Source organism: Helcococcus sueciensis DSM 17243, from assembly GCF_000423145.1.
Classification (GTDB): domain Bacteria; phylum Bacillota; class Clostridia; order Tissierellales; family Peptoniphilaceae; genus Helcococcus; species Helcococcus sueciensis.
In genome coordinates this window covers 1-21,042 of sequence record NZ_AUHK01000009.1, presented here as the reverse complement: position 1 = coordinate 21,042, position 21,042 = coordinate 1, and the positions used below count along the sequence as shown (strand labels likewise).

The following is a 21,042-nucleotide window of genomic DNA, read 5'->3' as shown; positions in this document are numbered from 1 at the left end:
ATGAGATATGTAATTAAATCAGCTAAAACAATTGAGGAAGCAATAGAATTAGGTATTAAAGAATTAGGTCTTACTAGAGATGAAATAGAATTTGAAGTAATGCAAGAGCCGACAAAATCTGTATTCGGGTTATTTGGTGGCAATGATGCAATGGTTAAAGTCAAAGAAAAAGCAAAGATGAAAATAGACTTTGATGATATTTTCTCTGAAACAAATCTAGATAGCAAACTAGAAGAACCTATTGAAGAATTTGATTTCAATGAAGAAATTGAAGAGAAATTCAACAGAATACAAGACGAAGAGTTCGATATTGATAAAGAAGAAGTATTTGTAGAAGAAGAAGTAATTATAAATGATGTAGATGATGAAGAGGAAGTTTTAGAAGAACAAACAAATGAGACAGATGATTTATATGAAGATGGATATGTTCCAGAAATCATTGAAGAATCAGAAGAATCAGAAGAATCAAAAGAAATTGAAGATGAAACAGAAAATGAATCATACGAAATTTTTACATCAGATGAAAATCTTATAAATACAAGAGATTTACAGTTTTCTGGAGAAGCTTGTTCTATTACAGATGAAGATGATATAAAACAAGCTGCTGAAAAAGCTAAGAAAATGTTAGAAGATTTACTAATTAAAATGCATATTGAAACCAAAGTTTCATACGAAACCCATAAAGATAATGTAATAAACCTTAACTTAGAAGATATTTCTGAAAATGATACTGGAATCATAATCGGAAGCAAAGGTGAAACACTGAATGCGGTTCAATATATACTAAGCTTATTAGTAAATAGAAACACATCAAAATTCTTAAGAATTACTCTTAACGCAGGAGACTACAGAAATAGAAGAAAAAAAGCTATTGAATCAAATGCGCAAAGAGTAGCATATAAAGTGCTTAAGACTAAAAAATCAATTGCTTTGAAACCAATGAATTCTTATGAAAGAAGAATTGTACATTTTGCGTTACAAGACTATAAGGAAATTGAAACTGTTTCAACAGGTAAATTCCCAAGTAGAAAAGTTATAGTAAAATACAAAGGATTGAATTAATAACTATCCCCAGTGAGAAATCATTTGGGGATTTTTAATATATGGGTATATATTCATAGATATGGAAAGGAGAACTTATGTCAGAAAGAACAATTGCTGCTATTTCGACAGCTGTTGGAGAGGCAGGTATAGGCATAGTGCGTATGTCTGGTGACAATTCGCTAAATATTGCAAAAAAAGTTTTCAGAGATTATAAAAAAGAAGAAGTACAAGAATTTGAAAATAGAAAACTTAAATATGGATATATCTTTGATAATGATGAGATGATTGATGAAGTTCTTTTAGCATATATGAAAGGACCCAAAACTTATACGAAAGAAGATATAGTAGAGATATATTGTCATGGTGGATTTATTGCTGTTAAGAAAGTTTTAAATCTTCTTCTTAAAAATGGAGCATTTATAGCTGAAAGAGGAGAATTTACAAAGAGAGCATTCTTAAATGGGAGACTTGACTTATCACAAGCAGAAGCTGTTATTGATTTAATAGATGCCAAGACAGATAAGGCGTATGAAGCTTCCCTACTTCAATTAAAAGGATCGGTGGCTTCAAAAGTTAAAGATATTAAAACAAAAATGCTAGATCTTATGGCAAGAGTTGAATTTTCAATTAATTTTATGGAAGATTATGAAGATGATTTGCCTTTAGAACCATTATATGAAAAAGCAGATGTAATAATTGAAGAATTAAACGAATTAATAAATTCTTCAAACAAAGGTCGTATACTAAAAGAAGGTATAAAAACAGCTATAATAGGAAAGCCTAATGTAGGAAAATCTTCTTTATTAAATGCCCTACTCAAAGAAAATAGAGCAATAGTTACAGATGTTGCTGGAACTACAAGAGATACAATTGAGGAATCTATAGACTTAGGTGGAGTATCTATAAACATTATAGATACGGCAGGAATAAGGTTAACTGATGATTTAGTAGAATCAATAGGTGTAGAAAAAAGTCGTCAAATAGCAAATGAATCAGATTTAGCAATCGCAATATTTGATGTATCAAAGCCATTAGATGATGAAGACAAGCAAATCATTGAATTATTAAAAGATAAAAAAGTTATAATCTTATTAAATAAAATTGATTTAGAAAATAAATTAGATGCATCTATAATAAAGAAAGCCTTTCCTGACGAAAATATCATAGATGTATCAATACTTAAAAATAAAGGACTTAAAGAAATAGAAGATGCAATATTAAATATGTTCTTTGACGGAGAAATACAAGTTTCAAACACTACAATAATAACAAATATTCGTCATAGAGATTTACTTGTAAAAGCAAGGGATAATATTCAAAACGGAATTAAAGATATCCAAAATGGTATTCCACTTGATGCAACAGAAATAGACCTTAGAAATGCATTTAACCAATTAAGTGAAATCACAGGTGAAACCATAGAAGAAGATGTATTAGATAAAATATTTAAAGACTTTTGTATAGGAAAATAATAAAAATTTAGATATTATACTTTTATTTTGCAATATTGTGGTAAACTATTTAAGTAAAAAGTAATGAAAAGGAAAAAGTATGCAAATTAAAGAATATATAGCTTCTGAAGTAGATGTATTTGTAGTTGGAGCTGGACATGCTGGTATAGAAGCAGCACTTGCAGCAGCAAGATTAGGAAAAAAAACAATAATTGCAAGTATAAGCTTAGAAGCGATAGCAGACCTTCCCTGTAATCCAAATATAGGTGGAACAGGTAAGGGCCATTTAGTAAGAGAAGTAGATGCGCTAGGTGGAGAAATGGGATTAAATATTGATAAATCCTCTATTCAATCAAAAATGTTAAACACTTCAAAAGGACCTGCTATTCACTCATTAAGAGTACAAGCAGATAAGAGAGTTTATCATGAAGAAATGAAAAAAACATTAGAAAATGAACCTAATCTAAGAGTAATAGAAACAGAAGTTTCAGATATTATAGTAGAAAATGGTGAAATAAAAGGTGTAAAAGATGTAACTGGAGCAATTTACAAAGCGAAAGCAGTAGTTATAGCAACAGGTACTTATCTAAATGGTTTAATAATGATGGGTGAATTACAATATTCATCAGGGCCTCATGGTCTTAAACCAGCAACACATCTATCAACAAATCTTGAAAAAAATGGATTTAATCTAAGAAGATTTAAAACAGGTACTCCAGCAAGAGTAAACAAAAGATCATTAGATTTTTCGAAGATGATTCCACAGTATGGAGATAAAGAACCGGTACCATTTTCATTCTTAAATATAGATAAAGAATTTAACTATGAACAAGAGCTTTGTTATCAAACACATACTACAGAGGAAACGCATGAAATTATAAGAAGAGAGCTATATCGCTCCCCTATGTACTCTGGAGTAATAGAAGGAATTGGACCAAGATATTGTCCATCAATTGAAGATAAAATAGTTAGATTTGCAGATAAGAATCAACATATCATATTTATTGAACCAGAAGGAAGATCTACAAATGAAATGTATGTTCAAGGAGCTTCATCTACTCTACCAGTAGAAGTGCAACAAGAATTTTACAAGACTATAATAGGTTTAGAAAATGTTGAATTTATGCGTCCTGCACACGGTATCGAATATGATTGCTTGGATGCGACTATACTTAAATCGAATCTAGAATCAACAAATGTTAAAAATTTATTTTTCGCCGGACAAATAAATGGAACATCAGGATATGAAGAAGCTGCAGCACAAGGTCTGATGGCTGGTATAAATGCTGTACTAAATCTAGACGGAAAAGAACCATTTGTACTTGATAGATCAGAAGCTTATATTGGGGTTTTAATTGATGATTTAGTTACTAAAAATCAAAATGAACCATATAGAATGATGACTTCAAGAGCAGAATATAGACTAACTTTAAGACAAGATAATGCCGATCTTAGACTTACACAAAAAGGATATGAAATTGGACTTGTAACTGAAGAAAGATATCGATTAATGCTTGAAAAGAAAGAGGCTATTCAAAGAGAAATCGAAAGATTAAAAACAATAATGATTACTCCAACAGAAGAAACTAATAAGAAATTAGAAGAGCTTGGAAGCTCCCCTATCAAGACAGGAACTACATTATATGAATTAATTAAGAGACCAGAGCTTGATTATGAAATGATTGTTGTATTTGATCCAGATAGACCAGAAATAAAGAAACCATATAAACTTGAAGTTCAGACAGAAGTTAAATATGAAGGTTATATCGAAAAACAAAATCTTCAAATTGAACAATTTAAGAAAATGGAAAGTAAAAAGCTGGATATCATTGAAGATTACAGACAAATAGATGGTTTAAAACATGAAGCAATCGAAAAATTAAATAAAGTAAGACCTGATTCTGTAGGACAAGCATCAAGAATGCCAGGTGTAACACCAGCCGACATCAATGTTATATTAATTTATCTAGAAGTTCAAAGAAGGAAGAATAATGAAGTATAAAGAAACATTTATCAATGAAGGATACGAATTAGATGATAAAGCAATAGAAAAACTTGAAAATTTTTATAATCTTCTTCAAGAGTGGAATTATAAAATTGATATTACTAAAATAGTAGATGAAGAAGAAGTGTATATAAAGCATTTTTTAGATTCCCTACTTATAACTAAATCAGGTGTAATAGAAAAAAATCAAAAAATAATAGATATTGGTACTGGTGGTGGTTTCCCAGGAGTACCTTTAAAAATATACAATGATTCCCTATCCTTCACTTTATTAGACAGCCTAAAAAAAAGAATCAATTTTTTAGATATAGTTAAAGAGGACTTAAACCTAGAAAATGTAGAAAACTTACACGGAAGAGCTGAAGAAATAGCTAGAAAAGAAGAGTATCGTGAAAAGTATGATGTAGCTACATCAAGGGCGGTAGCAAATTTACAAACTTTATTAGAGTATTGTCTACCTTTCGTAAAAGTTGGTGGATATTTTATAGCTATGAAAGGACCAAACTTCAAAGAAGAACTCAAAGACTCTAAAGGAGCTATAAAGATATTAGGAGGAGTTTTAGATAAAGTAATTGAATATGAACTTCCCCTATCACTGGGACAAAGATCTCTTATTGTAATAAAGAAAATAAAAGCAACACCCCACAGATTTCCAAGATCTGGGGGAAAACCAAGAACAAAACCATTAAACTAGCTTAAAGCTAGTTTTTTTTGTTTAAAGTTTCATATGAAACATTTAAAATGAAGAAAAACTATAAAACCGATTTATTGGATAATAAAATGATTTAAAGTTTCATATGAAACACATAAAAACAAAAAGTATAAAACAATTTAAAGTTTCATATGAAACAAAAAAAACAAAATAATGAAAAGTATCATATAAAGTAATTACACTATAATAAATATTAGAACATATTGACTGAATAATAAAACTCTAAAAAGTTTCATATGAAACACTAAACTAAATCTTAAATTAAGATCAGTTTTATGATATAATTATCAACGAGGTGCGTATGAAAATTATATCGATATTTAATCAGAAAGGTGGGGTCGGAAAGACTACAACAGTAGTAAATTTAGCGGCTTCACTAGGTTTAAAAAACAAAAAGGTATTAATAATAGATTTAGATCCACAAGGAAATAGTACTTCAGGTTTAGGTGTAGATAAAGATGAATTAGAATATAGCGTATATGATGCGTTATTGAACAATATAGATTTTACTCCTGTTGAAACAAGTGCAAAAAATGTGTGGATTTTACCATCTACATCTGACTTGTCAGGATTTGAGATTGAAGCGGTTAATATAGAAGATAGGGAAAGTTTATTAAAAAATATAATACATAAACTTGATAAATACGATTTTATCTTGATGGATTGTCCACCTTCTTTGGGATTATTAAGTATAAATGCTTTAGTTGCAAGTGATTCTGTTTTAATACCTATACAAACAGAGTTTTATGCTCTTGAAGGAGTATCTCAATTAGTTAAAACTATAGAATTAATCAAGGAAAGTTTAAATCCTAATATAGAGATAGAGGGTGTTTTGATTTCTATGTTTGATGGTAGAAATAATTTATCATTAGATGTAGTAGAAGAAGTTAAAGCTTATTTTAAGAATAAAGTATTTAAGACTGTTATTCCAAGAAATATAAGGCTTGCTGAAGCTCCATCACATGGATTATCCGTAATCGATTATGAAAAATCATCAAAAGGGGCTAAAGCATATATTAGATTGGCAAATGAAATAATTAAAAACAATAAGTAGGTGAACATGGCTAGAAGAAAAGGTTTAGGAAAAGGGCTTGGAGCACTTATACCAGAAAAAGAGATTAATATTAATGAGAATACCAATCAAATACAAATGGTTGATATTAAAGATATTAAAATAAGCTCAGGTAATCCTAGAAAAAATTTTGATATGGAAAGTATAGAATCTTTAGCGGAATCTATAAAAATGTATGGTGTACTTCAACCTTTAGTACTTATTAAAGAAAATGATAAATATAAAATAGTAGCAGGTGAAAGAAGATTTAGAGCGGCTAAAACAGCTAAATTAAAAGAAGTTCCAGCTATAATAAAAGAATTAACTGGTAGAGATCAAGATATGATTTCTATGATAGAAAATATTCAAAGAGAAGATTTGAATCCATATGAAGAAGCTATGGCTTACACTAATATGATGAAAAAATATAATCTTACTCAACAAGAACTATCCGATATACTTGGTAAATCCAGAACTTATATAGCTAATATGGTTCGTTTAATCAATTTAGATGAAAAGACTATAGAAGAAATTGAAAATGGAAATATTACTTCTTCTCAAGGTAGGGCATTACTAGGAATTGAAAATATTGAAGAAAGACATAAATATTTAGAATTGTTGTTGAAAAATGAAATAACAGTAAATGAAATAGAAAAGACAAAAAATACTAAGAAAAGAAAACAAGTTAAGAAAGATATATTTGTAAGAGATTTGGAAGATAGACTTAAAGAATCTTTAGGTACAAAGGTAAGAATCAATAAAAGTAGGAATAAATGGACCGTAAACATTGAATTTTCTAATGATGAACAAATAGAAGAGTTTCTTTCTCACTATAATTTGGGAGAATAATATGGAAAAATTAATATTTCTAATTTTCGTTATCATGAGTGCAATAATATTCATTTTAATGTATAATATCTATAATTTATCCTCTAAGATATCTAGATTGCAAAAGAGATATAATACCTTAGTAAGAGGTAGGGGAGATATAAATTTTGAAGAGTTATTAAGAGCTCATTCTACAGATATTGCAAAATCAAATGTAATGATAAATGATATGAAAAAAATTACAGATAAAATAAATAAAGAATATGGTGATTCACTTCATAATACAGATAAGAAAATAGATTCTGAAATAAATGAAATTGAAGATAAATTCACACAAATGTATGATGGTTTAGACGATAAAATGAGTAAAGAACTTGAAAACCATTATGAACAAATAAGGTCCGATTTAACAAAAATAGAAGAAGATTTAAGAAGGAACATAAATATATTAAATGATCAACTATCATTTTCTATTCAAAAAGTTGGTATAAATAAATATGATGCTTTCGAAAATCAAACTGGAAATTTATCATTTACTATTGTATTATTAGATAGGTTCTCTAATGGAATCATGATAACTAGTATAAATGGAAGAGAAGAAAATTATAATTATTCAAAAGCAATTAAAAATGGTGAGCCAGAACAGGAAATGTCACCAGAAGAAGAAGTTGCTTTAAATATGGCTTTAGGTAAATAAAAAAAATAAGGGGGAATTATGTCATTAAGTTTAATTGATGAACTTAAAGAAAAGTTAGAAGGAAAAGATAAAGTAATAGTTTTACCAGAAGGAGAAGAACCAAGAATCTTGGAAGCAGCTCAAAGAACTAAAGAAGAAGGAATTATTAAATTAATCCTTTTAGGAAATGAAGAAAAAATAAGAGAAATTGCTAAAGAAAAAGGTTTTGATATCGAAGGTATAGAAATAAGAAATCCAGAAACAGATTCAAAATTTGATGAATATGTAGAAAAATTTGTTGAGTTAAGAAAAGGTAAAAACACAAAAGAAGAAGCTCAAGCTCTTGTAAAAAATGTTAATTACTTTGGAACAATGATGGTTAAATTAGATGAAGCAGATGGTATGGTGTCAGGAACTGTTCATACAACAGGAGATACAGTAAGACCTGCACTTCAAATTATTAAAACTAGACCTGGAGTTTCAAGAACATCTGGAGCAATGATTTTATTGAAAGATGATCAAAAATATATCTTTGCAGATATAGCAATAAATACTAGCTTAGATGCTCAACAATTAGGTGAAATAGCAGTTACATCTGCAAGAACTGCAGAAACCTTTGGAATTGATCCAGTAGTTGCTTTATTATCATATTCAACAAATGGTTCAGCAGTAACTCCTGAAACTCAAAAAGTAGCAGAAGCTACTAAAATAGCTAAACAAATTTCTGAAGAAAGAGGATTTAACTATTCAATTGATGGAGAAATGCAATTTGATGCGGCTTATTCTGAAACTGTAGGTAAATTAAAATTCCCAGGATCAGATGTTCCTGGAAGAGCAAATACTTTTGTATTCCCAAATCTTGAAGCTGGTAATATAGGTTATAAAATTGCACAAAGACTTGGTGGATTTATGGCAGTGGGACCATTATTACAAGGTTTGAACAAACCTGTGAATGATTTATCAAGAGGTTCTACAGTAGATGATGTTTATACAACAATTATTTTAACAGCAGCACAAGCTTTATAAAATTAAAATAAAAATTTAATAGGAGATAAAATGATAGGTGTAATTGGAGCAATGGATGTAGAAGTTGAAGCTATACTTGAATATATGTCAAATATAGAGAAAGTCGAAATCAACAAAGTGATTTTTTTCAGGGGTAACATTCATGATAAGGAAATTTGTCTAACAAAATCAGGTGTAGGCAAGGTAAATGCAGCAATTGCATCTATTACTCTTTTAAATCATTTTGATATAGAATATGTAATTAATATAGGAACAGCTGGTGGAATGGTAGAAACTCAAGAAACTATGGACATAGTAATTTCAAAAAATGTTATACAATATGATTTTGATACTTCTTATATTGATGGAGATAGTGGATTTGGATTAAAATTTCATTCTGATTATACGCTTGGAGAAAGGGTATATAATGCGTATGACAAGCTAAATGTTGAGAGTAATATATTTTTTGGAGATATAATAACAGGAGACACATTCATCGGAGAAGATGAAAAAGTTATAGAACTAAAAAATAAATACCCATCAGCAATAGCTTGTGAAATGGAAGGGGGAGCGATAGCTCAAGTTTGTGATAGATTAGGAATACCATTTATAATTATTAGATCATTATCTGATATAGTGATGAGAGATAATAGTGGAAATGATTTTTTGAAAAATTCAAAACTAACATCACAAAGATCAGCAAAAATGTTAAATATTTTTTTGAAAAATAATATTTAAATATAAAAAGAAGAGGAATGATTATGAAAAAAATTAGTATAATATTAGGATTGTTACTTATTTTAACAGCTTGCTCGTCAACGCAACAAAAGGTTGTTTTTGAAAAAGATTCTGAAGGTGCGAAAACTACTATAACATATCATGCTGATGGAGATGTAGTGTACAGACAAGAAGTGGTAAATGTTATAGATTCAAATTATCTTTCAGTAACACCTGATGACGTTAAATCCCGACTTGAAGAAACACAAAATGCTTATAATAATATAAAAGGAACAACATACGACTATAATATGGACGAAGATGGAATAATCACAGAAAAAATATCAGTTGATTTTAAAGATTTAGATACTGAAGCTTATCAAAAACTTAATTCTGGCAATATAGATGGAGATTTAAGTAAAGGTGTTAGCTTACAGAAATCTGTAGAGTATGTTAAACAACAAGGATTTGTAGAAGTTAAAGAATAAAATATAAGTTAAAGGTGAGGTTATATAACCTCACCTTATTTTATAGTATTAATAAAATTATATATTTTTTGCATTTAATGCTCTTAGAGAGTTCAGTACTGCTAATATAGTTACACCTACATCTGCAAAAATAGCAGCCCACATACTTGCTATTCCAAATACACCTAATAATAAAACTATAAGTTTAACACCAAGAGCGAATACAATATTTTGATAAACTATTTTTAATATTCTTTTAGAAATTTTGATAGATTTTGCAATTTTTAATGGATTATCATCCATAAGAACTACATCTGCAGCTTCAATAGCGGCATCAGAACCTATGGAACCCATTGCAATTCCTACATCTGCTCTCATTAATGATGGTGCGTCATTTATACCGTCACCCACAAATGCAAGTTTATATTCCTTAGGATCTTTTTTCATTAATTTTTCGACATATAAAACTTTATCTTGTGGTAAAAGTTCACTATAATATTCATCTAATCCAATACTTGAAGCTACATAATCAGCTATTTTATGGGAATCTCCAGTTAGCATAACTGTTCTTTTTACTCCTAAGTGTTTTAAATTAGAAATAGCATTTTTTGATGTTTCTTTAATTTTATCCGAAATTACAATGTGACCTTCATATTTTTTGTCAATTGCTATATGAACTATTGTTCCAATATGTTTACATGGAATATAATTTATATCAAACAATTCCATTAATTTGTCATTTCCTATTATAACTTCTTTATCATCAACATTAGCTTTTATACCTTTTCCAGCGATTTCTTCAATATTAGAAACTCTATTTCTATCAATGTCATTTCCATAAGCTTTTTGGATACCAGTACTTATAGGATGTGTAGAATAAGATTCAGCAAGAGCAGCGTATTCAAGAAGTTTATCTTGATCCATTTCATTGTCGTGTATTGCAACGACTTCAAATACACCTTTTGTTAAGGTTCCAGTTTTATCAAATACGATTGACTTTGTTTGAGCTAATGCTTCGATATAATTAGAACCTTTTATAAGGATTCCTTCTTTACTTGCTCCACCTAGACCTGAGAAAAATGTAAGTGGTACTGAAACTACCAAAGCACATGGACAGCTTATTACTAAGAATATTAATGCTCTATATATCCAATCCAACCAATTCGCATCACCAGTTGAAAATATGCTTATGAATAGGGGAGGAATGATTGCAAGTAAAAGTGCTGATATACAGATTATAGGTGTATAGTATTTTGCGAATTTTGAAATGAATTTATCTGTATTAGCTTTTTTAGAACTTGCATTTTCTACTAAATCCAATATTTGAGAAACTGTAGAATCTTCAAATTTTTTAGTAGTTTTAACTTTTAATAATCCATTTATATTTACACTTCCACTTATTACTTCGCTATCAACACCTACATTTCTAGGAATACTTTCACCTGTTAAAGCACTAGTATTTAATGAAGATTCACCACTTATTACAAGTCCATCTAAAGGCACTTTTTCACCAGGTTTTATAATTATAATTTGTCCAATTTCAATATTATCAGGATCTTCTTGAATAATTGAACCATCAACTTCGATATTTGCATAATCTGGTTTTATTTCCATTAGTTTTGCAATGTTTTTACGACTTTTATCTACGGCATAATCTTGGAACCATTCACCGATTTGATAAAATAGCATAACAGCGACAGCTTCTAAATAGTCTTCACTTTTAGTTAAGATTGCGAGTGCAAATGCACCAATAGTAGCTATCGTCATTAGAAAATGTTCATCAAAAACAAGTCCATGTATAATTCCTTTGTACGCCTTAATAATTATGTCATATCCGATTAATAAATAAATGGATATATATAAAATGAGTTTAGGATAACCATTAAGTGATAGAAATTGTACAAGAATAACAAGAAAAATGGTTAATAAAATACGATATAATATTTTCTTTTGTTTTTTATTCATAATTAACCTCTTAGTTTATTTATATATTATTTATTTTCTATAGAAAAATCTGGTTCAACTCTTTTTGATTCTGTTTCAATCTGATTTAATATTTCGTCAGGATTTATATCATCTTTAAATTTTATATTTAATTTTTGTAACATAAAATTTATTGAAGCTGATTCAATTCCATCAATTTTATTTATTTTTTCTTCTATTATATTTGCGCAATTTGCACAGTCTACGTTTATTTTATATGATTTTTTCATGATTCCTCCAATAATATAAAGATACAATTAAACGATTGTTTAATTGTTATATTGTTAGTATAATTCAATTAGAGTATAAAGTCAATAGAAAGAGTGGATAATTAATGAATAATATAAAATTACCTCATGATCATGGTGAAAAAATAGAAGAATATATAATAGAAAGATTAGAAAATAAAGATCATTTTGATTTAGTAGCAGAGATTTTTAAGCAATTAGGAGATAGTAATAGAATTAGACTTTTTTGGTTACTGTCAAATGTAGAAGAATGTGTAATAAATATTTCTGCACTTATGAGAATGTCATCTCCGGCAGTATCACATCATTTAAGATTATTAAAAACTAATGGACTTGTAACTACTAGGAGATTAGGAAAAGAAGTTTATTATAAAGCTGCTGATACAAAAGAGGCAGAATATATAAAAAAAATAATTGAAAAAACTTTGAATTTTACGGATATTGAAGAATAAATTGTGTTTATAAATAAAAAATGGATCAGTACTATGTGAACTGACCCATTTATATTAATCTAGATTATCTTTTTCGGAATTGTCATCTATATTTTCTTGAGAAATGTTTTCGGAAGAATTTTCCATATTTTGTTCTGAAGCTTTATCTTCAAAGTTCTTAATATAGTCTGGTTTTTGAGTTATTACATATTGACTATTGAATATATCCATAAATTCTTGACCTGATATCGTCTCTTTATCTAATAAGTATTTAGATATTTCATGTAATTTATCGATATTTTCATTTAATAATGTATGAGCTTTTTTATGAGCTTCATCAATTATTTCCATAACTTTTTTATCTACTTGATTTTCAGTTTGTATAGCTGCATATGAGTTTGTAGAAGATCCAGCTAAATATTGTGCTGAAGGTTTTTCAAGTAAAATGAAATTAAACTCATCTTCCATTCCGTATGTTGAAACCATAGCTCTTGCAATTTTTGTAGCTCTTTCAATATCATTTGAAGCTCCAGTTGTTTTAATTTTAAATATTATTTCTTCAGCAGAACGTCCTCCTGCAAGAGTAACAATTTCTTGGAATAAATCATCTCTTGACATCAAGAATTTCTCTTCCTCTTCAACTTGCATAGTATATCCCAAAGCACCAGAAGTACGAGGAATAATAGTGATTTTAGTAACTGGAGCAGTATTCTTTTGAGCTGCTGCAGCGATAGCGTGACCAACTTCGTGATAGGCTATTATTTCTTTTTCTCTTTGAGTAATTACTGCATTTTTCTTCTTTTGTCCTGCGATTACTGTTTCTACAGATTCTTCTAAATCCTCTTCAGTAACTAATTTTCTACCTTCTTTAACAGCTTTTAATGCACCTTCATTTATGATATTCGCTAAATCAGCTCCTGAAGCACCTGCTGTCATTCTAGCTATATTTTTCAAATCAACGCCAGGAGCAAGTTTAATCTTTTTAGCATGAACAGCTAAAATAGCTTCTCTACCTTTTACATCTGGAAGTTCAACTCTTACTTGTCTATCAAATCTACCAGGTCTAGTTAAAGCAGGGTCTAAAATTTCCGGTCTATTAGTTGCAGCAAGTATTATAACACCAGATGTTGCATCAAAACCATCCATTTCATTTAATAATTGATTAAGGGTTTGTTCTCTTTCATCATTTCCGCTATAGCCTGAAGTATCTCTTCTCTTACCGATAGCATCTATTTCGTCTATAAATACTATACAAGGAGCTTTTTCATTTGCTTGCTTAAATAAATCTCTTACTTTAGAAGCTCCGAGACCTACGAACATTTCAACGAATTCTGAACCAGATATTGAAAAGAATGGAACATCTGCTTCACCAGCAACAGCTTTAGCAAGAAGTGTTTTACCTGTTCCCGGAGGGCCTACAAGTAAAACTCCTTTAGGTGTAACTGCACCGATTTCCGCATATTTTTTTGGATTGTGCAAGAAATCTACTATTTCTTCAAGACTTTCTTTTGCCTCATCTTGTCCGGCAACATCTTTGAATTTAGCAGAATTTTGAGCTTTTATATATATTTTGGCATTGGATTTACCAAAACTTAAAGCATTTCCACCTCCACCCATCATAGTTTTTGAAAGGAATCTAATAGCAATAAACATAATTGCTAGAGGAATCCCTAATTGTACCAAAATAACTATTAAAGGATTTGTTGGCTGTATTATTTCTGTTCCGAATGTTGTCTTAGCAGTTTCAAGTCTTTTTGTTATATCCGGATCTGGCCATACACCAGTTTTATATTTTATTTCTTTATCTCCCTCTTTTACAGAAAAATTATATTGATAAGTGGTTCTTTCAACTTTATCGATTTTTCCGTTTTCAAGCATTTCTAAGAAATTGCTATATGTTACTTCTGTGACTTTACTATCTCTAATCATAGGAGCAACAAGAAATTGGAAGATGATTATTACTAATGCACCAATTATATACCAATAGTATATAGGTTTTGGTTCAGGAAATTTTCCTTTTTTGTTTGGTTTCTTATTCATTTAATTCTCCATTTATCTTATTTTATATTTAATATACTAATAAAAAGTGTTTAAAAGATGTATATTTTCAGTATTAAATATTATACCCAATAAAAAGAAAAATTAAAAATGTTTTATATTCATATTAGAAAAAAAAGATTGTATAGATGATAGTCAAACATTAAGAGATAGAAAATTAAAGAAAAGAAATACTTTATAGGCAAGCAATAAGTATTTATATAATCAACTTAGATATAAACATAAGTCGACACGACTTTTTTTTTAAGATATAATCATTTTAAGAGAAAATTTTGGAAAGGAATACAATGGAAAATTTAATTATTAATACAATTAGATCTCTATCAGCAGAGATGGTTTTAAAAGCTAACTCCGGGCATCAAGGTGCACCTATAGGCATGGCTCCAATGGGATATGCATTATTCAATGATGTAATGAAATACAATCCTAAAAATTCAAAATGGATTAATAGAGATAGATTTATTTTATCAGCTGGTCACGCATCAGCATTACAATATTCATTATTACATTTGTATGGTTTTGATGTAACTATGGATGATATCAAGGATTTTAGACAATTGAACTCTAGAACTCCTGGTCACCCAGAATATGGATTTACAGATGGGGTTGAATTAACTACAGGACCTCTTGGACAAGGTGTAGCAATGGCTGTTGGTTTTGCAATGGCTGAAAAACATTTAGCAGCAAGATTTAATACAAAAAAACACAAAGTTGTAGATCACTATACATATGCAATAACAGGTGATGGTTGTTTAATGGAGGGTGTTTCAAATGAAGCATCATCATTAGCTGGAACTTTAGGATTAGATAAATTGATAGTTCTTTATGATTCTAATCAAATTACAATTGATGGTAGAACTGACCTTGCCTTTAGAGAAAATGTTGCAAAAAGATATGAAGCTCTAGGATGGCAAGTATTAGATGTTGCAGATGGTACAGATGTACAAGCTATTGAAGCTGCAATAGAAGAGGCTAAAAAAGATAAGGAAAGACCTACATTAATAGAAATTCATACTGTAATTGGTTATGGCTCAAACAAGGCTGATACATCAGCTGTACATGGGAATCCTTTATCAAAAGAAGATATTCAAGAAATGAAGAAGACTTTAGGTTACCAATACGAAGATGAATTCTTTGTAGCTGAAGAAGTTAGAGAATACTTGAAAAACAAACAAGAAGAATTAGCTAAAAATGAAGAAGAATGGAATAAATTAGTTGAAGAATATAGCAAGGAAAATCCTGAACTATATGAAGAATTCAAAAAAGCATTCACAAATGATTATGACTTATCATTCTTAAATACAGAAGAATATTACAAATATGATAAAGCTTTGGCTACTAGAGCATCTTCAGGTATAGCTCTAAATAGAATAAGCAAACATATAGGAAATCTATTTGGTGGTTCCGCTGACTTAGCTGGATCAAATAATTCAAAATTAGAAGGCGAAGAAGACTTCTCAAAAGAAAATCCAGCAGGAAAAAATATCAACTTTGGTATAAGAGAACATGCTATGGCTGCAATGGCTAATGGTATTAGCTTACATGGTGGTTTAAGACCATATACAGCAACATTCTTATCATTCGCTGACTATATGAAACCAGCTATAAGATTGTCTGCCTTGATGCACCAACCAGTAGTGTATATTTTCACTCACGACTCAATCGGTTTAGGTGAAGATGGACCTACACATCAAGCTGTAGACCAACTTCCAATGTTAAGAGCTATTCCAAATACAGTTACAATCAGACCTGCAGATGCTAAAGAAACAGCAGCAGCATGGGCATTCGCTATAAAAGAAACTTCAAGACCAGTAAACTTGATTTTATCAAGACAAGCTTTACCAAACTATGAAAATACTGGAGAAAATCTATTTAAGGGTGGATATATCCTTAAAGACTTTGGGGAAAAACCAGAAGTAGTATTGATAGCTACAGGTTCAGAAGTTCAATTAGCTTATGAAGTAGCAAATAGTCTACATGAAAAGGGGATATCTGCTAGAGCGGTATCAATGCCATCAATGGAATTATTTGATGAACAAAGTGAAGAATATAAGGCTGAAGTATTACCTAAAAATACAATCAGAGTTGCTATAGAAGCTTCATCAGAACAAGCTTGGTATAAGTATACAGGTTTAGATGGATTAATAGTTCAAATGGAAACATTTGGTTTATCAGGTCCAGCTGAAGAAGTATTCGACCACTTCGGATTTACAAGAGATAAGATCTTAGCTAAGATTGAAGATAAATTCGATTTATAAAAAACATTTTAAAATTAAAAAAGGTTTTTCTAGATAATTATAATTATCTGGAAAAGCCTTTTTATTTTGTAGATTCTCTTTCTATAAGCTGTGTCGGTACAAGAATTGTCTTCTTTTCATATTCAGGATTATTTATTGATTCTAGAATATTTTTTACAGTTTCATCAGCTATTTTCTTTATATCCTGACTTATGCTTGTAAGTTTTGGACTTGTATATTCGCATGTGGGGCTATTATCAAAACCAACTAAAGAAATATCTTCAGGTATTTTTTTATTATTTTTTTTCAATATTTCAATTAAATCTATAGCTAATCGGTCATTTATTGCAAATATACCATCTAAATTAGGATTTGAATTTAAGAAATCAACTACTTGTTTTTCTAAATCTTGGTTAGAAAAAATTTGTAAATGGTTGTTATCTTCATTAAATTCTATATTTTTATCTTCTAAAGCTTTTAAAAACCCATCGAATCTTCTTTTATTTGAAGGAGATAATTTTTTGGGTCCAAAAAATGCAATTTGTTTACAATCTTTATCTAAAAGATGAGAACAAGCCTGGTAGGCTCCCATAAAATGGTCGGAAGAAATATAAGTACTTTCCTCAAGATTGGCAGGCTCTCTATCTATACAAATATATGGAATATTTTTTATTGTGCTAGAAAACTCAAAACCTTTATCTATATTTCCAGATATAGCAATTAAAGCATCTATATTTTTATTCTCTAATATTTGAAGATAAGATTTTTCTTTTTTTAAACTCCTATCAGTATTGCAAATAATAGTAGAATAAGCATTTTTAAAAAAAGATTTTTCTATTTCTTGAACTAAGGTAGCAAAAAAATAATTGCTAATATCAGGAACTAAAATTCCGATGGTATGACTGACCTTTGTTCTAAGGGTTTTTGCATTGTAATTAACTTGATATCCAATTTCGTCAACTATTTTTAATACCTTTTCTTCGGTTTCTTTTGAATATTTACCTTTTTTATTTAAGACGCGAGATACTGTTGCTATAGATACATCAGCTAATTTCGCCACATCTTTTATAGAATAATTTGACACAACTCCTCCTGGATTGCTTTATATGAAATAATTATATCAAATCAATGTAAAATTTTGAAATTATAAGAAATATTCAGGGATAAAGGTTGACAAATCGAAAAAAAAATAGTATATTTTAAATGATAGTAAACGTTTACCCAAATTTAAAAGGAGGAATCATGAAAGAAATATTACTTTGCCCATCATTGATGTGTGCTAATTTTGATAACTTAAAAGAAGAAGTAGAACAATTAGATAAAGCAGGTATCGACATTTTTCATGTAGATATAATGGATGGTCAATTTGTACCTAATTATGGTATGGGATTACAAGACTTAGAATCTATTAGAAGAAATACAGATAAATTAGTAGATGTTCATTTAATGACTAAAAATCCTGGGGATTACATAGATTTATTTGTAGAAAAAGGTGCAGATATTATCTATATACATCCAGAAGCAGATTTACATCCAGCACGTAGTTTGGCAAAGATAAAAGATCATGGTAAAAAGGCGGGTATAGCTATAAATCCTGGTACTAGCTTAGAATTTGTAAAACCGCTTTTATCACTAGTAGATTATTTCATGGTTATGACTGTAAATCCTGGATTTGCTGGACAAAAATATTTAGACTATGTAGATGAAAAAATAGAAGAAATAGTAAAATTAAAGGGTAAATATAATTACAAGGTATTTGTAGATGGAGCAATTTCTCCAGAAAGAATAGAAAACTTAAGTGCTAAAGGAGTAGAAGGTTTTGTATTAGGAACTTCATCTTTATTTGGTAAAGAAAAATCATATGAAGAAATAGTAAAAGAACTAAAAAGTCTATAGGAGGAGATATGAAATTAGCTATTGGTTGCGACCACGTTGCATTAGATTTAAAGAAAGAAATAATAGAGTATGTAGAGTCATTAGGTCACGAAATAGAAGACTTAGGTCCTTTCACTGATGAAAGAACAGATTATCCTATATATGGACAAAAAGTAGCAAAAGCAGTTGCAAATAAAGAATATGACAGAGGAATATTGATTTGTGGAACAGGTGTGGGTATATCTATAGCTGCAAACAAGGTGAAAGGTATAAGAGCAGTATGTTGTAGTGAACCATATTCTGCGAAACTATCAAGAGAACATAATGATTCAAATATTTTAGCCTTTGGTGCTAGAGTTATAGGATCAGAACTTGCAAAGATGATAGTTAAAGAATGGTTAGATGCTGAATATGAAGGCGGAAGACATCAAAGACGTATTGATATGCTTGCAGAGATAGAAGAAAAAGGTCAAGATTTAGAATCTGATCTTAAAGATATAAAAATAAATTGCTAGTAATAGGAGAAAAATATGAATAATAGAGATTTAGCAAAAATTATATTGCATAATGTAGGCGGAAAAGAAAACATCAATGATTATTCTCACTGTGCTACAAGATTAAGATTTAACTTAAAAGACGAATCAAAAGCAAACACAGAAGTTTTACAAAATCAAGATGGGATTGTATCTATAGTTAGAAAAGGTGGACAATACCAAGTAATAATTGGATCAGGTGTTTCTGCTGTATATGATGAATTAAGAAAACTTACTCATGGTAGTCAATCTACAGTTGAAAGTGCAAGTGAAAGCGAAGGAAGAAAGAAAGGAAACTTCTTTACAACAATTTCAGCAATATTTTCACCAGTATTACCAGCTTTTGCGGGGTCTGGTATTTTAAGAGCATTAGTTATATTAGCTAGTCAATTAGGTTTCCTAAGCGAAACTTCAGGAACTTATCAAATCTTAACAATAGCATCAATGACAGTATTTTATTTCTTACCAGTAATATTAGCTTATACAACAGCTAAACATTTTGGAGCAAATCCAGTACTATCTATGATTATTGGTGCGGCTCTTATCCATCCAGATTTAATTGCGATGATGGGTGAAATAGGAAATGGTGCTAGAACTGATTTCTTAGGAATACCTGTAATATTGATGAGTTATGCATCTACAGTATTCCCAGTAATTATAGCAGTTGCAGCATTCTCATATTTAGAAAAATTCTTAAGAAGAGCTATACCAGAAGGTGGACATTTAGTATTTGTACCTATGATTTCATTTGCAGTAATGATTCCTCTTACATTAATAGTTATAGGACCTATCACATATAATGTTTCAAACTGGATAGCTAAATTAATAAATGGTTTAATTGAATCAAGTCCACTATTAGCAGGAGCTTTAGTAGGTGGTGGATGGAATGCTCTAGTTTCAGTAGGTTTACACTGGGCAGTTAATCCAATTATGATTCAAAATATTGCAACTCAAGGCTATGACTATATAGTTCCATTCACATTTGCTACAAACTTCGCTATGATGGGTGCAGCATTAGGTGTATGGCTAAAAGCTAGACATTTAAAGAGAAAACAATACTCATTGACAACAGCGTTGACAATTGCATTCTCAGGTATTACTGAACCAGCAATTTATGGTGTGGCTATGATATTAAAACGTCCATTTATCGCAGCATTGATAGGTGGTGCAGTAGGTGGTGCATATATAGGAGCTAATGGAGTTACTGCTCAATCATTTGTATTTGGTGGATTAACAACTCTACCAACTTTCGCAGGTGGTAAAGAAGGAAACTTCATGCATGCAGTAATAGGTTTAACAATATGTGTGCTAGTTGCAGCAATATTGACTTATCTATTTGGCTTTGAAGAACCAGAATTAAAACAAGAAAAATAAAATAAATTTATATAGGAAGGATAGAGAATTTGACCTGAACCCGTAAACACGGAATAATTTAATAATATTTTAAGCGGAATGTAATCTGTACATAACAGGAGACATTCCGTTTAATTTCGTCTTAATCCTATCTTCATTGTACCATTTAATATATTTTTCTATTTTCATTTTTAACTCATCATAATTTTTAAAATCTTCTCCATAGTACATTTCTTGTTTTAATATTCCAAAGAAGTTTTCCATAGGTGAATTGTCTAGACAATTTCCTTTTCTTGACATACTTTGTTTAATGTTCATTTTTTCTAGTTTTTTAGTCCAAGTACTATGCTGGTAATGAAATCCTTGGT

At 29.7% G+C, this 21,042-nt stretch carries 20 protein-coding genes; 15 read left to right on the top strand and 5 right to left on the bottom strand.

Going from position 1 to position 21,042, the window contains the following annotated elements; translation table 11 throughout:
- The 10 genes from jag to G534_RS0103615 all read left to right on the top strand — a co-directional run bounded on the left by jag (window position 1) and on the right by G534_RS0103615 (window position 9,977).
- Entirely contained in the window at window positions 1-1,062 is a 1,062-nt protein-coding gene (jag, locus tag G534_RS0103660) for an RNA-binding cell elongation regulator Jag/EloR (protein ID WP_034595948.1), read from the top strand.
- 77 nt (window positions 1,063-1,139) lie between these two features.
- A complete protein-coding gene (gene mnmE / locus G534_RS0103655; protein ID WP_027347917.1) occupies window positions 1,140-2,516 on the top strand; it encodes a tRNA uridine-5-carboxymethylaminomethyl(34) synthesis GTPase MnmE in 1,377 nt (458 codons plus the stop codon).
- A gap of 79 nt (window positions 2,517-2,595) precedes the next feature.
- A complete protein-coding gene (gene mnmG / locus G534_RS0103650) occupies window positions 2,596-4,497 on the top strand; it encodes a tRNA uridine-5-carboxymethylaminomethyl(34) synthesis enzyme MnmG (RefSeq protein WP_027347916.1) in 1,902 nt (633 codons plus the stop codon).
- Entirely contained in the window at window positions 4,487-5,194 is a 708-nt protein-coding gene (gene rsmG, locus G534_RS0103645; RefSeq protein WP_027347915.1) for a 16S rRNA (guanine(527)-N(7))-methyltransferase RsmG, read from the top strand. The genes mnmG and rsmG overlap by 11 nt, the downstream gene beginning before the upstream one ends.
- Before the next feature lie 319 nt (window positions 5,195-5,513).
- Window positions 5,514-6,266 carry a ParA family protein gene (locus tag G534_RS0103640; RefSeq protein WP_027347914.1) on the top strand — a complete coding sequence of 251 codons (753 nt, stop codon included), beginning with the start codon at window positions 5,514-5,516 and terminating at the stop codon, window positions 6,264-6,266.
- A 6-nt stretch (window positions 6,267-6,272) separates the two neighbouring features.
- Entirely contained in the window at window positions 6,273-7,112 is an 840-nt protein-coding gene (locus G534_RS0103635; protein WP_027347913.1) for a ParB/RepB/Spo0J family partition protein, read from the top strand.
- A 1-nt stretch (window position 7,113) separates the two neighbouring features.
- Window positions 7,114-7,788, top strand: a complete 675-nt coding sequence (locus G534_RS08390; RefSeq protein ID WP_051177409.1) for a DUF4446 family protein — start codon at window positions 7,114-7,116, stop codon at window positions 7,786-7,788.
- Between the two features lie 18 nt (window positions 7,789-7,806).
- Complete coding sequence (pta, locus tag G534_RS0103625) at window positions 7,807-8,793, top strand: phosphate acetyltransferase (protein ID WP_027347912.1); 987 nt, start codon at window positions 7,807-7,809, stop codon at window positions 8,791-8,793.
- 30 nt (window positions 8,794-8,823) lie between these two features.
- Window positions 8,824-9,510 carry a 5'-methylthioadenosine/adenosylhomocysteine nucleosidase gene (locus G534_RS0103620; protein WP_027347911.1) on the top strand — a complete coding sequence of 229 codons (687 nt, stop codon included), beginning with the start codon at window positions 8,824-8,826 and terminating at the stop codon, window positions 9,508-9,510.
- A 23-nt stretch (window positions 9,511-9,533) separates the two neighbouring features.
- The gene (locus tag G534_RS0103615; RefSeq protein WP_027347910.1) at window positions 9,534-9,977 is read left to right on the top strand and encodes a DUF1307 domain-containing protein; all 444 of its coding nucleotides are present in this window, start codon (window positions 9,534-9,536) and stop codon (window positions 9,975-9,977) included.
- A gap of 57 nt (window positions 9,978-10,034) precedes the next feature.
- Here G534_RS0103615 and G534_RS0103610 read toward each other — a convergent pair whose 3' ends face one another.
- Both G534_RS0103610 and G534_RS0103605 read right to left on the bottom strand, forming a co-directional pair.
- Window positions 10,035-11,921 (bottom strand): heavy metal translocating P-type ATPase, encoded by a 1,887-nt coding sequence (locus G534_RS0103610; protein ID WP_027347909.1) that lies wholly within the window; start codon window positions 11,919-11,921, stop codon window positions 10,035-10,037.
- Between the two features lie 26 nt (window positions 11,922-11,947).
- Window positions 11,948-12,169, bottom strand: a complete 222-nt coding sequence (locus G534_RS0103605) for a heavy-metal-associated domain-containing protein (protein WP_027347908.1) — start codon at window positions 12,167-12,169, stop codon at window positions 11,948-11,950.
- Window positions 12,170-12,273: 104 nt separating this feature from the next.
- On the opposite strand from G534_RS0103605, the gene G534_RS0103600 reads away from it, so the two are divergent.
- Window positions 12,274-12,639, top strand: coding sequence for an ArsR/SmtB family transcription factor (locus tag G534_RS0103600; RefSeq protein WP_027347907.1), 366 nt, complete (start codon window positions 12,274-12,276; stop codon window positions 12,637-12,639).
- Window positions 12,640-12,693: 54 nt separating this feature from the next.
- On the opposite strand, the gene ftsH is transcribed toward G534_RS0103600, so the two are convergent.
- Entirely contained in the window at window positions 12,694-14,658 is a 1,965-nt protein-coding gene (gene ftsH / locus G534_RS0103595) for an ATP-dependent zinc metalloprotease FtsH (protein WP_027347906.1), read from the bottom strand.
- A 305-nt stretch (window positions 14,659-14,963) separates the two neighbouring features.
- On the opposite strand from ftsH, the gene tkt reads away from it, so the two are divergent.
- Window positions 14,964-16,934, top strand: a complete 1,971-nt coding sequence (gene tkt / locus G534_RS0103590) for a transketolase (protein ID WP_027347905.1) — start codon at window positions 14,964-14,966, stop codon at window positions 16,932-16,934.
- Window positions 16,935-16,995: 61 nt separating this feature from the next.
- On the opposite strand, the gene G534_RS0103585 is transcribed toward tkt, so the two are convergent.
- The gene (locus G534_RS0103585) at window positions 16,996-17,997 is read right to left on the bottom strand and encodes a LacI family DNA-binding transcriptional regulator (RefSeq protein ID WP_027347904.1); all 1,002 of its coding nucleotides are present in this window, start codon (window positions 17,995-17,997) and stop codon (window positions 16,996-16,998) included.
- A gap of 158 nt (window positions 17,998-18,155) precedes the next feature.
- Between G534_RS0103585 and rpe the strand changes: the two genes are divergently transcribed.
- The 3 genes from rpe to G534_RS0103570 are packed head-to-tail and all read left to right on the top strand — an operon-like array spanning window position 18,156 to window position 20,695.
- Complete coding sequence (gene rpe, locus G534_RS0103580) at window positions 18,156-18,809, top strand: ribulose-phosphate 3-epimerase (RefSeq protein WP_027347903.1); 654 nt, start codon at window positions 18,156-18,158, stop codon at window positions 18,807-18,809.
- 8 nt (window positions 18,810-18,817) lie between these two features.
- On the top strand, window positions 18,818-19,303 hold the full coding sequence (rpiB, locus tag G534_RS07830; protein WP_051177408.1) for a ribose 5-phosphate isomerase B: 486 nt from the start codon (window positions 18,818-18,820) through the stop codon (window positions 19,301-19,303).
- 15 nt (window positions 19,304-19,318) lie between these two features.
- Window positions 19,319-20,695: a PTS transporter subunit EIIC gene (locus G534_RS0103570; RefSeq protein ID WP_027347902.1), complete on the top strand. Its 1,377-nt coding sequence runs from the start codon at window positions 19,319-19,321 to the stop codon at window positions 20,693-20,695.
- Between the two features lie 69 nt (window positions 20,696-20,764).
- Here G534_RS0103570 and G534_RS0103565 read toward each other — a convergent pair.
- On the bottom strand, window positions 20,765-21,042 hold a 278-nt coding region (locus tag G534_RS0103565), incomplete at its 5' end, for an IS3 family transposase (RefSeq protein WP_027347585.1).

What these genes read in the sequence shown, in the direction of transcription:
- jag (WP_034595948.1), top strand. Translation starts at nt 1, where the DNA reads ATGAGATATGTAATTAAATCAGCTAAAACAATTGAGGAAGCAATAGAA.
- mnmE (WP_027347917.1), top strand. Translation starts at nt 1,140, where the DNA reads ATGTCAGAAAGAACAATTGCTGCTATTTCGACAGCTGTTGGAGAGGCA.
- mnmG (WP_027347916.1), top strand. Translation starts at nt 2,596, where the DNA reads ATGCAAATTAAAGAATATATAGCTTCTGAAGTAGATGTATTTGTAGTT.
- rsmG (WP_027347915.1), top strand. Translation starts at nt 4,487, where the DNA reads ATGAAGTATAAAGAAACATTTATCAATGAAGGATACGAATTAGATGAT.
- G534_RS0103640 (WP_027347914.1), top strand. Translation starts at nt 5,514, where the DNA reads ATGAAAATTATATCGATATTTAATCAGAAAGGTGGGGTCGGAAAGACT.
- G534_RS0103635 (WP_027347913.1), top strand. Translation starts at nt 6,273, where the DNA reads ATGGCTAGAAGAAAAGGTTTAGGAAAAGGGCTTGGAGCACTTATACCA.
- G534_RS08390 (WP_051177409.1), top strand. Translation starts at nt 7,114, where the DNA reads ATGGAAAAATTAATATTTCTAATTTTCGTTATCATGAGTGCAATAATA.
- pta (WP_027347912.1), top strand. Translation starts at nt 7,807, where the DNA reads ATGTCATTAAGTTTAATTGATGAACTTAAAGAAAAGTTAGAAGGAAAA.
- G534_RS0103620 (WP_027347911.1), top strand. Translation starts at nt 8,824, where the DNA reads ATGATAGGTGTAATTGGAGCAATGGATGTAGAAGTTGAAGCTATACTT.
- G534_RS0103615 (WP_027347910.1), top strand. Translation starts at nt 9,534, where the DNA reads ATGAAAAAAATTAGTATAATATTAGGATTGTTACTTATTTTAACAGCT.
- G534_RS0103610 (WP_027347909.1), bottom strand. Translation starts at nt 11,921, where the DNA reads ATGAATAAAAAACAAAAGAAAATATTATATCGTATTTTATTAACCATT.
- G534_RS0103605 (WP_027347908.1), bottom strand. Translation starts at nt 12,169, where the DNA reads ATGAAAAAATCATATAAAATAAACGTAGACTGTGCAAATTGCGCAAAT.
- G534_RS0103600 (WP_027347907.1), top strand. Translation starts at nt 12,274, where the DNA reads ATGAATAATATAAAATTACCTCATGATCATGGTGAAAAAATAGAAGAA.
- ftsH (WP_027347906.1), bottom strand. Translation starts at nt 14,658, where the DNA reads ATGAATAAGAAACCAAACAAAAAAGGAAAATTTCCTGAACCAAAACCT.
- tkt (WP_027347905.1), top strand. Translation starts at nt 14,964, where the DNA reads ATGGAAAATTTAATTATTAATACAATTAGATCTCTATCAGCAGAGATG.
- rpe (WP_027347903.1), top strand. Translation starts at nt 18,156, where the DNA reads ATGAAAGAAATATTACTTTGCCCATCATTGATGTGTGCTAATTTTGAT.
- rpiB (WP_051177408.1), top strand. Translation starts at nt 18,818, where the DNA reads ATGAAATTAGCTATTGGTTGCGACCACGTTGCATTAGATTTAAAGAAA.
- G534_RS0103570 (WP_027347902.1), top strand. Translation starts at nt 19,319, where the DNA reads ATGAATAATAGAGATTTAGCAAAAATTATATTGCATAATGTAGGCGGA.